Here is a 14,430-nt window from a genome sequence, read left to right as displayed (position 1 = left end):
GCAGGATATATGTAGAGAAACAATTATTTGTGATTGAGATCATTCCAGCCATTGATTTGCTAAATGGTAAATGCGTGAGATTACTTCAAGGGAACTATGGTCAAGTCACCGAATTCAATAGTAATCCTATAGAGCAAGCCCTTACATGGGAGCGCATGGGAGCGAAAAGATTGCATATAGTAGATCTAGATGGCGCGAAAACAGGGAAGCCTGTAAATGACCATATAATTAAATCTATAAAAAAAGCCCTGAGAATTCCAGTTCAGATAGGAGGTGGAATTAGAACTACACAAAGAGCCGAAGAATTAATAAAGGAAGGAATTGATAGGGTTATCCTTGGAACTATTGCTATTGAATCTCCTGAAACTGTTCAATTACTTGCATCTAAACATCCTGGAAAAATTATAGTAGGAATAGACGCAAAAGACGGGAAAGTAGCCACTAGAGGATGGGTAAACAAAAGTGATACCGAAGCTGAAGAACTAATTAGAACATTTTCAAAAACTGACATCGCAGAAATAATCACTACTGATATATCAACAGACGGAACGTTAAAAGGTCCTAATCTTAAATTCCTTCAAAAAATGGCATCAGCTTCAACCGTCCCAGTAATTGCTTCTGGTGGTATAGGTAATATCTCAGACATCCTTTCAATAACTGGTTTAGAAAAAAGTGGGGTTTGTGGAGTAATTGTTGGGAGGGCTCTTTATGACGGGGCAATTGATCTCAAGGAAGCGCTTCATATTGTAAACAACCAAAGCATGCAAGATTTGACTAATCAAAACAAAGATTTTGCATAAACAAAAGTTATTAAAGTAAAAGAAACATTTATATCCAAAAAGACTGGATGACGAAGGCAAAGTTAGTTACGTTTAGGTTATCAGTACAATAAAAGTCATTTGATTGAAGACGCACCTAAGCAAGTTTTACTTATAGCACCAGATCTACTTGGTGAATCATTATCAATTCAATTAAATTCATATGATTCCAACCTACAGGTCTTTCTTAAAAAAGAAGAGCTAACACAGCATCCTTCTCTTGTGATTTGGTCCGTTGAAAGTTTAGAAATAGAAAGTATCACAATGAATGAAATAATGCTCCTAAAAGACAAGTGGAAACCTTCCCCATTACTTTTATTACTGCCAGCTAGAACATCACTTAATCCAAATGAGATCCTTAATTGCGAATGCGAAGGGATACTACAAAATCCAGATATTCATTTGTTAAAAGAGACTATTACGAATCTTTTTAATGGAGGAAGAGTCGTCAGACTAAACGAACCCTTAAAGAAAGACTATGAAAAACTATCAATATTACATTCACTAGGTAATGGTTTATTAGCAAATAGTCTTGAAAGTATAAGCAAAGAATTAAATAGTTTAAATTTATTATCAACTGTTAAGTCAAATAATTTATTAAGATCACTAGTTATTAATGGAAGGCGAAGAGAGATAAAAAGTGCTAAAGCTCTTTTACTTAGAATTTGGGCACCAATACATATTTCCTATATATTAAATAATTCCAATAAGCCTAAAGAAACAAGATACTATTCAACAAATATTACTATTCCTGGGAGAGGCTCAAAAGCTGTCTGGTCGCAGATTCTTGAGCGAACTGGTCAATCAATCAAATCTGGCATAGGAAATAACACAGGCAGCATCTTTGCAATTCAAGCGTTAAATGAAGAGAATCAGAGAGTTTTATTATCAGCTCTTTTGCATCAGATTGATAATATTATAAGTAATTTTCAAAAAAGAGATAAGCTAAATGATAACTATGTCGAAGAATGGATTTCATTAGAAAATGAAATCCGCAAACAAGCAATTAGACAACTTTCTGGTTCATATACTAGATTGATGAAAAACGGCAAAATAACATCTATAGCAGATCAACTATTAGAAACTATTGACCTAAACGAAGTAGATGAAGAGCTACCAAGACCTTCATTAATGCTTGATACATTGGTTCTAGAGAAACCTCTATTAGTAGAAGGCAGTATACTTTCATCAGATGATCCTAGATCTCTACTAAAACTAGAAACACTTATAATGAATTGGCTAATACGTACAGGTGAACTTATTAGTTCTGAATTAATAAGTTTATGTTCTGAATGGCCAGAGTTAAGGGAATATCTATTAGCACCTGCTCTTGTTTCAACAAGAGAGCTTGAAAGGCTTAGAAACCAACTAAATAGCCAACGAAGATGGCATCACCTAATAGAGCTTCCTATCCAATTATATGAAAGTAAGCGTGAATTATTTACATTAAACAATGGTAAAATAGATTCTGTATTAATCAATGAAGCTAGGGATAATGATCTGAAAAGGTTAGACTGGTGGCAAAAACAAATAACGCTTTTAGTTGAGGCAAGAGATGCGTTATCTCCACAACTTCAATCGTTGCTAAAATATATTGGTGATTTAATGGTTGTACTATTAACAAACGTACTGGGTCGAGCAATTGGTTTGGTGGGCAAAGGAATTGCACAAGGAATGGGTCGAACTATTTCAAGATGATTACCTTCTTCTTTTGAATCAATATTTACTCATGTATATATCTAACATATAAATAAAAGGATAAAAGAATGCGCTTTTTTGTAAAACCATTGTTCATACTTGTATTTACTTTACTTGTTTTTATTACGCCAGCTTTTGCCGCTAGGGATACTAATAGTTTTGATGGCAATATTTTTCCTATCTATGCAGGCAATGGATCACTGGTCCCACCACAATCTACAATCAATGACTCCCTTAAGAACAAGCGAACAAGTGTAATTTTTTATTACCTTGATGATAGTGCTACTAGCAAAGAATTTGCACCTGTTATATCAGGCTTAAAATTGTTGTGGACTTCCTCAATAGATATAATTCCTTTAACAACTGATGATCTTCAGGGCATCAAAACAAAAGATTATACTAATCCAGCATATTATTGGCATGGTAACATACCCCAAATTGTAATAATTGATGGCGAAGGTAATGTTATTCTAGATGAAGAAGGTCAGGTATCAATAGAAAAGATAAATACAGCCATAAGCCTTGCAACTGGGCTGGAACCTCCTGACTTTAATATTTCAATAAAAAGCTTTAATGAATATAATAGCGATGCATCAAAAGATGGATATACTGATCCAAGATGAATTTATATTAAATATAATGTTTTTAATATTAAATAATCTTAGATGTATAAATAAAGAATATAGTAGGTTAAGATTAATTCACCATTTATCAATATATTAAAATGGAAGTTACTATAATTATATTTTCTTGTATTTTAGCTTCTTTGCAATTATCACATTATTTAAAGAGGCTTTCTCCACTAAAATTGGCTCCTGCTAATTGGAAAGTTATTAAAAAGAAATCTGTTATTGAAATAGAAGGTATATTAAATATTTCCAATCCACATAACAGAATGGAAGTAATGGTTCCAGAATTTACTATAAATCCTATATTAATATCTAATCACAGTGTTAATAAAATTAAAATTAAAACATCAATAAAATCTAAAAATACCGAAATTGCAAATAGAAATGATGGATACTGGCAAGCCTTTATAGTTAAAAGTAAAGCATCTACTGATATACAAATTAAAATTAAACTTAATGAAAAGTCTGGACAGAAATTATTAAAAAGACTAGAAAGCATTTGGTTGGATATTTATTGGATTAACTATGGACCTTTTGGTAGACAGAGACTTCATGATGGATTTGTTATTCCTATAGATTATCCAAAAGGTTTAGAACCAAATTCAATAAGGAGTTTTTACAATTTTTCTCTTATAACTATTAAGACTCACAAGCTAGGGATCCTTGATGATCCCATTAATGTAATTAGTAATTACACCTCTAAATTAATCTTGCCAGGAGATATTCTCACAATTGGAGAAACTCCCTTAGCAATAATGCAAGGGAGATACCATCATCCTGATTCATTAAGAACTGATTATCTCTCTAGATTTCTTTGCATGTTTTTTCATCCTACAAGTAGCTTAGCTACTGCTTGTGGAATGCAATCATTAATCAACGAAGTTGGGCCATTGCGAGTTATATTTGCTTGGATCATTGGCTCTTTGTTCAAAGTTATCAAGATAAAAGGTATGTTTTATCGTCTTGCTGGAGAACAAGCCAGGCTTATAGATGACATAACAGGCACTACCCCTCCGTATGATCAAATGATAGTACTTGGACCAGAGAAAGTAGAGGCCTATTGTGATTGCTTATCTAAAGAGCTTGGTATACAAATAGCAGTGGTAGATGTAAATGATTTAGGCAGAGTAAAGATTCTAGGTTCAAGCAAAGGAGCAGATCATTATCAAATAACTAGAGCTCTTACTACAAATCCAGCTGGAAATGCAGATCAACAAACGCCTATAGTTATTATTAGGCCTTCTTAATATAATTAAGGTAAATACAGCAACCTATAGATAGAGTTGGAAAAACTCCTCGCTACACGTTTGCAAGAGAAAGGAACTAACACTATTAGGGTTGAATTGCTTGGTTTAAGCCATTTATTCCAATTCCCCTTTAAAGATCATCAAAAATTCATACCAAATTTTCATTCTTTACTTATAACCAATGGTGTTGCGAAAGCAGAAGAATCCATCAATAATAGAATTACAAGTATTCAGCCACGTTGTCTTGTTGCTTTAGAAGGAAATAGATTGCTAGCATCAGTAATACTTAAGCCAAGCAACAAAAGAGGTACGTGTTGGTCTATTTCTCTACCTAAGGTTTTCAAAGAACCAATATTTAACAGCCTACGTGAAGTTAAATTTAGTTTAATGAAGAAATCCTTAGATTTGGTCCCAAGAGCACAAACGAATTGGCTAGTTAAATATCCAACAGATTGCATAGATGAACTTTCAATTGCGAGAGAACTAGGCTTTCAGCCACATAAAATTATAAATATATGGTCATTTAAATCAAATAATCATGAACCTTTTAAAAAGTCCAATAGTTTACATACTATTGATAATAGTGAAAACAATATATTTACATGGGAGAGAATAAATAAATCAAATGCAAGATCGCTATGGAAACTTGAAATGGCTGGTGAATCAGTACATTTAAGAGAGATTATTGATCGTCAGTTGTTAGATATCATTAATCTATCAAATGACTATACTGGATTGTTGTTTTGCAACAATGAAGGATTTTCTTCCGTTATCGCTGGCTTGATAAAACAAGATTTCCCTGATGAAATTACAACTCTAAAGTTTTTAAGAGATATTATATGGGATAATAGATTGAACAATGGATTAACTCAAGTTTTAAATAAATTATCTTTATCTAAGAACAAATTATTTATAGAAACTAATACCAATGATGAGCAGATAAACAAATTATTTAATAAACTTGGATTAATTAAACAAAGTGAAAGACTACTTTTAGGTAAAACAATCTTAAAACGAAATAGATTAAAATCTAAAGTATTAAATAAGACGACAATAGAATCTATGCTACAAAAGCTTACGCCTTCCAACTCCCCACAGCCATCACCTTCAGTCTCCTCTCGTTAGTAAATTGATAAAACCTAAACCAACTTCCATTTTAAGTATAGATTTTGGTCGTAAAAGAATTGGGTTAGCGGGATGTGATCCACTTGGCCTATCTATTACTGAGCTTCCAGCTATTTATAGAGCAAGCTATAAAAAAGATTTAGCAACTATTAAGGCTCATTGTTTATACAGAAAAGTAAATGGATTAATTGTTGGATTACCTCTAGATGAAAATGGGAAATTGACTAATCAGGCTATTCATTGCCAAAACTATGGGATAAAGATTGCATCAGAGCTTGATTTACCATTAGCTTGGGTAAATGAACATAGCAGCAGCTGGGAAGCTGGGCATAAGTACAACCTCCAAAATGATCGAACAGGAAAGCTTGATAGTGCTGTTGCAGGGCTCCTACTTGAACAGTGGTTAAGAGAAGGCCCAGATCTTCTGCCAATATCAAAAAGCAATCCCTCTAAAACTCTTTAGTTCCATTTATCCAAACTATTATGTCCGATTCTGAATTTCAAAATAATATCGAAGTCCCCACTCTTCTTGTTGCAGATAGCAAAAAAAACGAACTACTCTGCTTTCTTGAACAGATTGTCCCTATTGATGGAATTGAATATGTTCTTCTTACACCAGTTGATACGCCTGTAACTCTTTTTCGGCTTAGTGAAAAGAATGATCCTGAACTAATAAAAACAATAGAAAAGAAAGAGCCAATACTAGAAGTGGCAGATGTAGTCCTTCAAGAATATGACTTAAAACTAATTAGATCAGCAGTTACTCTAACTATTGCAGGAGAGCTTGAAGAGCCAGAACAAGAAGAACTCGAAGAGAAGGATTTTGATGAGGATTCAGAGCTCTATGAATTGCTCGTAAATTTTAAAGTAGATAATGAAGAGTATGGGTTGTATATCCCTTTGGATCCTTTCTTTGTTGTAGGTAAAATATTAGATGGCAGTGCAGTCGTAGTTGAAGGCGAAGAATTTGACAAAATTCAACCTATGATCGAATCAGAGCTTGAGAATAGAGAATCTTAAAAATATGGCTTCGAAGCTTCTTACACCAAAATGGAATAGTGGTGGCTTAATTACTAATATTTCTCACTCAGCAATAATCTCAAAAGGCATTAACTCACTTTTACTAGATGTAGATGGAACAATTCTTCCTAGAAGTGATGTTGTTATTCATAGTTCAGTAAAAGAATGGATAAGAAAAGCAAAATCTTATTTTGATATTCACCTTATTAGCAACAATCCATCTAAAAAGAGAATAAGCAATATAGCCAATCAATTAAACCTTAGTTTTGCATATAAAGCATCCAAACCAAGAGTAAAAGAGTTAGTTAATTATATAAATAAGACAAGTAAAAATAAAAATGAAATTGCAATAATAGGAGATAGAATTTTCACTGATATACTTGCTGGGAATCGTCTAGGAATTTATACAATTCTTGTTAATCCAATAGATACTGCTGGTAAAGAAAAGCCTTATACTAAAGTACAGTTAGTTGAAGATACAATAGCTAAAGTAATAGGAGGCATTAACATATGACATTGTGGACAATTAAAATAGGAACAACTCTTTTAAGAGGAACAAAATTCTTTAATACAAAAGAAATAATTAACGAGTACGCAAAACATATTTCTAATGCTAAAAGCAAGGGCGACCAAATCATCATTGTCTCAAGTGGAGCGGTAGGTTTAGGCTGCAATCGTCTTGGATTAAGAAACAGGCCAAATGAAATGAATTCCTTACAAGCAGCTGCGGCTGTAGGTCAAGGACATCTAATCTCTCTTTATGAAGATGCAATGAAAAATTATAATTATAAAGTGGCTCAAATACTTTTAACACGTTCTGACTTTCAATCAAGGGAATATTTTAAGAACGCTTCATCGACAATTAAAAAGCTTCTTGACTGGGATGTAATTCCAATAATCAACGAAAATGATTCTATTGCTAATGAAGAATTAAAATATGGGGATAATGATACACTCTCTGCACTTGTATCAACAGCAATATCAGCCAATCAACTGGTCTTACTAACAGATATCGATAAACTATATTCCGAGGATCCTAAGTTAAATAAAGAAGCAAAGCCCATAACCGATGTACATAATTCTAAAGAACTAAACTTTTTAAAAAAAAATTCCCTCACATCAAGCAATTGGGGCACTGGAGGAATAAAAACAAAGCTTATTGCTGCTCAAATTGCAACAAAGAATGGAATAACGGTTCATCTAGCAGATGGTAGGCAGCCTAATTGTTTGGGAGAGATCCTAAATGGATCCCGTGGTGGCACAGTCTTTCATCCAAGTCAAAAGCCAATAGGCACAAAAAAAAGCTGGTTAGCCCACGCACTTCATGCTAATGGAGTTCTCAAAGTAGATGAAGGTGCTTCTAATGCAATACAAAACAAGGGGGCTTCTCTCTTGCTTGTTGGGGTAACAAATGTTGAAGGAAACTTTGCTGCAAATCAAGCTATACAAATACATACATCAGAAGGAATTGAGATTGCAAAAGGAATAAGTTCTCTTAGTAGTGAGTCAATAAGAGATAAAATAAAGAATCCACTAAAAGCAGATCAATCTCCTATTGTTGTTCACAGAGATGTTTTAGTACTTTCTAGTGAATTACTTCTTTAGATTGAATCGCTTCTATTTACCGCATTTATAAACTATGCTTTTTAGCAAATTAATTAGATTTCTAGAACAGGGAGAGTCAAGTGTTAAAGATTATTCTCTATTGACAGATCCTGAAATTACTTCAGCTGCATCTTTAGAAAAAGCAGAAACAAATCAAATAAGTTTTTTAGAGGATGGGAGCTATTTGTTAAATGAATTAGATAAAACAAATGCTTCTGCTTTAATCATCCCTGACCAAAAGTCTTTAATTCAAAAGGCAACTGACAAGAATATATCTTGGGTTGCTGTAAAAGATCCTAGAATTGCTTTTGCAGAAACACTAGCATTAATTAGCACTAAATCTATTAAGAGGAAAGGTATTCATAGCTCTGCTATAATCCATAAAAGTGTACAAATAGGCAATAATATATATATAGGTGCAAATGTATGTATTGAAGAAGGAAGCAAGATAGGGCGCGATACAGATATACATCCAGGAGTAGTAATTTATAATAATGTTGAGATTGGAGAAGGGAGCATATTACATTCAAATTGTGTTATCCACCCTTTTACAAAATTAGGTGCTAATTGTGTAATAAATTCAAATGCAGTGATTGGTTCTGAAGGCTTTGGTTTTATCCCTACAAATAGAGGATGGAAAAAGATGCCTCAAACTGGGAATGTAATTCTTGAAGATAATGTTGAAATAGGTTCAGGGTCTACAATTGACAGGCCAGTCGTAGGTGAAACTAGAATAAGTTCAGGTACAAAAATCGATAACTTAGTTCAGATAGGACATGGCGTTAATATTGGAAGGAACTGTGCAATGGCAGCTCAAGTAGGGATTGCTGGTGGAGCTAAAATCCAAGACAATGTAATTCTTGCTGGACAAGTAGGAGTTGCAAATAGAGTTACTGTTGGAAAGAATGTAATAGCAAGCTCGAAGTGTGGAATTCATACTGATATTGAACCTGATCAAATAATCAGTGGGTTCCCAGCAATCTCCAACAAACTATGGCTGAAGAGCTCAGCTATTTTCAAAAAACTTCCAGAAATAGCAAAAGTTATAAGGAAACTTGATATTAAGGCCTAAAATTACATTCAATTCAAGGAAAATAAACTCTAATGGGCTCCCACAAAATAATTATTCTTTCAGGCGATGGGATTGGCCCTGAAATTTCAAGCGTAACTCAGGCTATTCTTAGGGTTGTTTGTCAGAAGCATGGAATCTCTTTAAATTTTGAAGAAAAACATTTTGGAGGAAGAGCTATAGACGCAACAGGTAATCCTTTACCAGAAGATACTCTTAGATCTTGTAAAAATAGCGATGCAATTCTTCTAGCTGCTATTGGTGATCCAAAATATGACTCATTACCAAGAGAATCTCGCCCTGAAACAGGGCTTCTTAAATTGCGTTCAGAGCTTGATCTATTTGCAAATATAAGGCCAGTAAAAATTATAAAAGCCTTAATAGAATCAAGCTCCTTAAAAAAAGAAGTAATTGAAGATGTTGATTTAGTAGTAGTACGGGAACTTACTGGAGGAATCTATTTCGGACAACCAAAAGGACGGATTAAGACTGAAGAAGCAGGAGAAAGAGCATTTAATACAATGGTTTATTCAAGCCATGAAATAGATCGGATAGCAAAAATAGCTTTTGATTTAGCAGCAACAAGAAAAAGAAAGGTTTGCTCAATTGATAAAGCAAATGTCCTAGATGTCAGTCAATTATGGAGAGAAAGAGTAACTATTGCAGCAAAACAATATCAAGACATTGATCTAAATCATCAATATGTTGATAACGCAGCAATGCAATTAGTAAGAAACCCTGCTCAATTTGACGTCATCCTTACAAGTAATTTATTTGGTGACATTATTAGTGATGAAGCTGCCATGTTGACAGGTTCTATTGGGATGCTCCCATCAGCGTCGCTAGGGGGATCTGGTCCAGGCGTTTTTGAGCCAGTACATGGTTCAGCGCCAGATATAGCAAATAAAGATTTCGCTAATCCAATTGCAATGATTCTTTCTGCTGCAATGATGCTAAGAATTGGCCTTAAAGAAAAAGATGCTGCACAGGACCTTGAAGATGCAGTTGAGAAAGTTCTCTCAAAAGGCATTCGAACTCTAGATATATTCAGCAAAAGCTCAGAGTTAAAAGTGGGTTGCAAGAAAATGGGGCAAGAAATTATTAACGTTCTAGAAGACTCTGAATAAATTACAAGATTAAGAAACTGTCTAGAACAATCAAATACAAAGACTATGACCTGCGAAAATCTATAGGTAATTTTAAAGTCGTATCGTAGATGTCGAAGCGTCATCCAGTTGTAGCTGTTACTGGTTCATCAGGAGCTGGAACTAGTACTGTAAAAAGGGCCTTCGAGCACATTTTTGCTCGAGAAGAAATAATCCCAGCAGTTGTAGAAGGGGATAGTTATCACCGCTTCGAGAGAGCTCCTATGAAGGAAGCAATGGCAGAAGCTCTTGCAAAAGGCGAGAATTTTTCTCACTTTGGTCCTGAAGCAAATCTATTCGACAAACTTGAAGAGCTCTTTAAAACATACGGAGAGAAAGGAGGTGGCAGCAAGAGATACTACCTTCATAGCCAAGAAGAGGCAGAAGAACATAACTCCAGGCTTGGAACAACCTTAGGGCCAGGACAATTCACTCCTTGGGAAGATATTCCTAAGAAAACTGACTTGCTCTTCTATGAAGGGCTTCACGGAGGTGTCGTTGGAGATGGTTATGACGTAGCCAAATATGCAGACTTACTAGTAGGAGTAGTGCCAATTACTAATCTTGAATGGATACAAAAAATTCATAGAGATAATGCAGAAAGAGGATACTCAGCAGAGACAATTGTTGAAACTATTCTTAGAAGAATGCCAGATTATATCAATCATATATGTCCACAGTTTAGTAAAACTGATATCAACTTTCAAAGGGTTCCGACTATTGATACATCAAATCCCTTTATCTGTAGAAATATACCAACACCCGATGAAAGTTTCGTAATTATCCATTTCCGAAAAGGAGCTAGAGAAAAATGGGGAATAGATTTCCAATATCTTCTAGGCATGATTAACGACTCATTTATGTCTAGCCCAACAAGCATAGTAGTGAATGGAGGCAAAATGGGTTTTGCTATGGAACTAATACTTACACCTATAATTCATAGAATGATTGAAGAAAAAAGATCTTCTTGATTTTCTCAATAACAAATTGATATTATAATAGAATTATAGATAGATTGATATTCAATTAGTATTAATTTATTAATAGCAAAAACAAAATGTCCTTAAATTTATATTTAAATATTCATATATTTACAACATTGCTAATAACATCTATTTATGATTTCAAATACTTAAAAATACCTAAATATATTATAGAAATATCAATCGTATTTATCTTTTTATTACTTACAAAAAATGACATTATATTAGGCGGGATACAAGTTAAGGATCACTTATTAGCTTCAATTGTTGTATTTATTCTAATGGCAACAATATCTCTTTTATCGCAAAAGATATTCAAGAAAACTCTTCTTGGCTTTGGTGATGCGAAAGTAGCTGCTTTAGGAGGAGCATGGCTTGGAATCGATGGCATTCAAATTGCAATGTCAGCAGCCTTCATAGCGGCTGGATTTTTCAGCCTAATTGGCAGAATTTCACAAAGACTAAAGCCATGGCAAGCATTTCCATTCGCACCTTTCATTTGCTTTTCTATTCAAAGTGTCTGGATTCTTGATAAAGGGCAATGGTTGTTCCTCTAGTTTGTAAGATGAAGATAATTAATGGGACTAGCAAGTCTTAATCCTGTGTCACTTTTCGATTGGTTTGCAGCAAGAAGAAAAGATCAGTTTGTTGGGAAGGTCGTCCAAGAAACTGATGAAGGTGATGGCTTATGGGGGAAATGCCCTGAATGTGGTCAAGTTGTATATAGAAAAGATCTACTTTCTAATGCAAATGTTTGCAGCAACTGCGGTCATCACAATAGAATTAATAGTGAGGAAAGAATCAAGTTACTAGTAGATAAAGGGAGTTTCAAAGTACTAAACAATGATCTAGCTCCTATTGACCCACTAGGATTTAAAGATAGAAGAGCTTATGCTGACAGGCTAAGAGAAAGCCAAGCAAATACTGGGATGAAAGATGGTGTAATAACAGGTCTTTGTAAAATCGAAGAGATCGATTTAGCACTTGCCGTTATGGATTTTAGATTCATGGGTGGGTCCATGGGGTCAGTTGTAGGAGAGAAAATTACTAGACTTATCGAAAAAGCAACTTCTCAGCAGCTTCCATTACTAATCATTTGTGCTTCCGGTGGTGCACGCATGCAAGAAGGGATGTTAAGCCTTATGCAAATGGCTAAAATATCTGGCGCTCTTGAAAGACATAGAGAGGCAAAACAGCTTTACATGCCACTTCTAACTCATCCAACAACTGGGGGCGTAACAGCAAGCTTTGCAATGCTAGGTGATCTAATTCTAGCTGAGCCAAAAGCACTAATAGGCTTTGCAGGAAGAAGAGTCATTGAACAAACTCTCAGAGAAAAACTACCCGATAATTTCCAAACCGCCGAATATCTACTTGACCATGGCTTTGTTGATAAAATAATACCTCGTACAAAGTTAAGGACAACTCTTTCTACCTTGCTGAAATTACATGGGTATTAAAAATAGAAATTTAGCAAGAAGCAAGTTTTATGAATAGCTTAAGAGCTATATTTAATTTATTATTTAGTCTGATAATTCTAATTAGTCCTATTAACAATAGTTTTATGCAAAACAATCAATGGATAGAAGTTGACCCATCTAAATACGGTCGTCAATGGTGGGATAAAAATAGTATACAATCACTTGATATAAATATAATAGAGATAAAAACTTTTTACCTTCCTTCTAAAAATAAATCATACGAAACAAGTGGGTTAATGTATAATATGGAGATTGATTGTTCAAAATCCTTATATAGAGATATAGCAATAAATGGGATGCCACTTGTATCAAAAGATTGGGAGGCGGCAAACGGGGACTATCTGATTAATGAGACAATAAATGGAGCATGTTCCAAATAGATAGCTAAATGCAATCAAATTCACTACCAAAGAATGGCCCCAAACTCGGAGTCGGATTGGCAGGATTAGGCTTTGGAGAGAAAGTACACTTACCAGCTTTATATAACAGTGAAACTTTATTACCTATGGCAATTTGGCATCCAAGTAAAAATCGCTTAAAGGAATGTTATACAAGAAATGCTTCTCTAAAACCTTATCAAGACTGGTCATCTTTACTAAATGATCCAAATATAAAAGCTGTAATTATTGCAACTCCTCCCGAACCTCGTTTCAGATTAGCTCTTGAGGCATTAAATGCAGGTAAACATCTTTTATTAGAAAAACCAATAGCGTTAAAGAGCTCGGAAATTTCAGAACTTCAAAAGATCGCTCTAAGTAAAAACCTTTCAGTAGCAGTTGACTTTGAATACCGAGCAGTCCCATTATTCATGCAAGCAAAAAAGATGCTAGACAATAATTTAATCGGCACCCCTTGGCTTATAAAGCTAGATTGGCTAATGAGTAGCCGGGCTGATGAGAGTAGAGAGTGGAACTGGTATTCACAACAAGAGAGCGGAGGCGGAGTAATTGGAGCCTTAGGTACTCATGCTTTTGATTTATTACATTGGTTCTTTGGCCCAACAAAAAACATAAATGCCATTACATCAACTTCTATAAAAGAAAGATATAACCCACAAACAGATAGAGCTCAATCAGTAACCTCTGAAGATATTTGTTTGGCTAATTTAGAACTTTCAGATATAAATTCAAACTTGTCTATACCTGTTCAAGTAGCTTTATCTTCAATATCACGGAATGGGAGAGGCTGTTGGCTTGAAATATACGGGAGTAATGGAACCTTAAAACTTGGTAGTGATAATCAAAAAGATTACGTACATGGCTTTGCTCTTTGGTTTGCTGAAAAAAATAAAGCACTTTCACAAATCAAACCTGACAATGATTTCCTCTTCGAAAAGACTTGGGAAGATGGAAGAATTGCACCGGTCTTAAGAGTACATAAATGGTGGGCTGAAAGTATTATTTCAGGATTTCCAATGATTCCTGGACTAATCGAAGGTTTGAATAGTCAAAAAGTATGTGAAAAAATAATAGAGTCCTCAAATTCTGGAATGAATCTTTCCTTGTGAGCCTGACAAAAAATCAAATCGCATTGAATAAACATTGCTTTGATTAAATGATCTGTTTGTGGGTATTTTTTTATACACGAGAATGAGTATTAAATATGAATCA

General features: G+C 34.4%; 16 protein-coding genes. All 16 read left to right on the top strand.

Features of this window, described 5'->3' with window-relative positions:
- Positions 1-32 precede the first annotated feature (32 nt).
- Positions 33-800, top strand: coding sequence for a 1-(5-phosphoribosyl)-5-[(5-phosphoribosylamino)methylideneamino]imidazole-4-carboxamide isomerase (hisA, locus tag EV07_RS04050; RefSeq protein WP_036918222.1), 768 nt, complete (start codon positions 33-35; stop codon positions 798-800).
- 99 nt (positions 801-899) lie between these two features.
- Positions 900-2,516, top strand: a complete 1,617-nt coding sequence (locus tag EV07_RS04045; protein WP_036917537.1) for a DUF3685 domain-containing protein — start codon at positions 900-902, stop codon at positions 2,514-2,516.
- 68 nt (positions 2,517-2,584) lie between these two features.
- Positions 2,585-3,139, top strand: a complete 555-nt coding sequence (locus EV07_RS04040; protein WP_052043866.1) for a thylakoid membrane photosystem I accumulation factor — start codon at positions 2,585-2,587, stop codon at positions 3,137-3,139.
- Between the two features lie 185 nt (positions 3,140-3,324).
- Entirely contained in the window at positions 3,325-4,392 is a 1,068-nt protein-coding gene (locus EV07_RS04035; RefSeq protein WP_241433992.1) for a F420-0:Gamma-glutamyl ligase, read from the top strand.
- A 36-nt stretch (positions 4,393-4,428) separates the two neighbouring features.
- Positions 4,429-5,517 (top strand): hypothetical protein, encoded by a 1,089-nt coding sequence (locus EV07_RS04030; RefSeq protein WP_036917532.1) that lies wholly within the window; start codon positions 4,429-4,431, stop codon positions 5,515-5,517.
- A 4-nt stretch (positions 5,518-5,521) separates the two neighbouring features.
- Positions 5,522-5,980, top strand: a complete 459-nt coding sequence (gene ruvX, locus EV07_RS04025; protein WP_036917530.1) for a Holliday junction resolvase RuvX — start codon at positions 5,522-5,524, stop codon at positions 5,978-5,980.
- A gap of 20 nt (positions 5,981-6,000) precedes the next feature.
- Positions 6,001-6,537, top strand: coding sequence for a DUF3727 domain-containing protein (locus EV07_RS04020; protein WP_036917529.1), 537 nt, complete (start codon positions 6,001-6,003; stop codon positions 6,535-6,537).
- A gap of 4 nt (positions 6,538-6,541) precedes the next feature.
- Complete coding sequence (locus tag EV07_RS04015; RefSeq protein WP_036918214.1) at positions 6,542-7,051, top strand: YqeG family HAD IIIA-type phosphatase; 510 nt, start codon at positions 6,542-6,544, stop codon at positions 7,049-7,051.
- Entirely contained in the window at positions 7,048-8,142 is a 1,095-nt protein-coding gene (proB, locus tag EV07_RS04010) for a glutamate 5-kinase (protein WP_036917527.1), read from the top strand. The genes EV07_RS04015 and proB overlap by 4 nt, the downstream gene beginning before the upstream one ends.
- Positions 8,143-8,176: 34 nt before the next feature.
- Positions 8,177-9,214, top strand: coding sequence for a UDP-3-O-(3-hydroxymyristoyl)glucosamine N-acyltransferase (gene lpxD, locus EV07_RS04005; protein WP_036917526.1), 1,038 nt, complete (start codon positions 8,177-8,179; stop codon positions 9,212-9,214).
- A 32-nt stretch (positions 9,215-9,246) separates the two neighbouring features.
- Entirely contained in the window at positions 9,247-10,338 is a 1,092-nt protein-coding gene (leuB, locus tag EV07_RS04000; protein ID WP_036917525.1) for a 3-isopropylmalate dehydrogenase, read from the top strand.
- Positions 10,339-10,427: 89 nt separating this feature from the next.
- A complete protein-coding gene (locus EV07_RS03995) occupies positions 10,428-11,327 on the top strand; it encodes a phosphoribulokinase (protein WP_036917523.1) in 900 nt (299 codons plus the stop codon).
- A gap of 86 nt (positions 11,328-11,413) precedes the next feature.
- Positions 11,414-11,896, top strand: a complete 483-nt coding sequence (locus EV07_RS03990) for a prepilin peptidase (protein WP_052043864.1) — start codon at positions 11,414-11,416, stop codon at positions 11,894-11,896.
- 45 nt (positions 11,897-11,941) lie between these two features.
- Positions 11,942-12,799, top strand: a complete 858-nt coding sequence (gene accD, locus EV07_RS03985; RefSeq protein ID WP_036918211.1) for an acetyl-CoA carboxylase, carboxyltransferase subunit beta — start codon at positions 11,942-11,944, stop codon at positions 12,797-12,799.
- A gap of 29 nt (positions 12,800-12,828) precedes the next feature.
- Positions 12,829-13,200, top strand: coding sequence for a hypothetical protein (locus EV07_RS03980; RefSeq protein WP_036917521.1), 372 nt, complete (start codon positions 12,829-12,831; stop codon positions 13,198-13,200).
- A gap of 8 nt (positions 13,201-13,208) precedes the next feature.
- A complete protein-coding gene (locus EV07_RS03975; protein ID WP_036917520.1) occupies positions 13,209-14,327 on the top strand; it encodes a Gfo/Idh/MocA family protein in 1,119 nt (372 codons plus the stop codon).
- Positions 14,328-14,430: the final 103 nt, after the last annotated feature.

This window comes from Prochlorococcus sp. MIT 0603 (assembly GCF_000760215.1).
Lineage (GTDB): Bacteria > Cyanobacteriota > Cyanobacteriia > PCC-6307 > Cyanobiaceae > Prochlorococcus_E.
The sequence above is the reverse complement of the archived record's forward strand: the minus strand, read 5'-3'. Positions and strand labels throughout refer to the sequence as shown.

Excerpts from the sequence above, each read along its gene's own strand:
- EV07_RS04040 (WP_052043866.1), top strand. The coding sequence starts at position 2,585 with ATGCGCTTTTTTGTAAAACCATTGTTCATACTTGTATTTACTTTACTT.
- EV07_RS04020 (WP_036917529.1), top strand. The coding sequence starts at position 6,001 with ATGTCCGATTCTGAATTTCAAAATAATATCGAAGTCCCCACTCTTCTT.
- EV07_RS04015 (WP_036918214.1), top strand. The coding sequence starts at position 6,542 with ATGGCTTCGAAGCTTCTTACACCAAAATGGAATAGTGGTGGCTTAATT.
- proB (WP_036917527.1), top strand. The coding sequence starts at position 7,048 with ATGACATTGTGGACAATTAAAATAGGAACAACTCTTTTAAGAGGAACA.
- lpxD (WP_036917526.1), top strand. The coding sequence starts at position 8,177 with ATGCTTTTTAGCAAATTAATTAGATTTCTAGAACAGGGAGAGTCAAGT.
- leuB (WP_036917525.1), top strand. The coding sequence starts at position 9,247 with ATGGGCTCCCACAAAATAATTATTCTTTCAGGCGATGGGATTGGCCCT.
- EV07_RS03995 (WP_036917523.1), top strand. The coding sequence starts at position 10,428 with ATGTCGAAGCGTCATCCAGTTGTAGCTGTTACTGGTTCATCAGGAGCT.
- EV07_RS03990 (WP_052043864.1), top strand. The coding sequence starts at position 11,414 with ATGTCCTTAAATTTATATTTAAATATTCATATATTTACAACATTGCTA.
- EV07_RS03980 (WP_036917521.1), top strand. The coding sequence starts at position 12,829 with ATGAATAGCTTAAGAGCTATATTTAATTTATTATTTAGTCTGATAATT.
- EV07_RS03975 (WP_036917520.1), top strand. The coding sequence starts at position 13,209 with ATGCAATCAAATTCACTACCAAAGAATGGCCCCAAACTCGGAGTCGGA.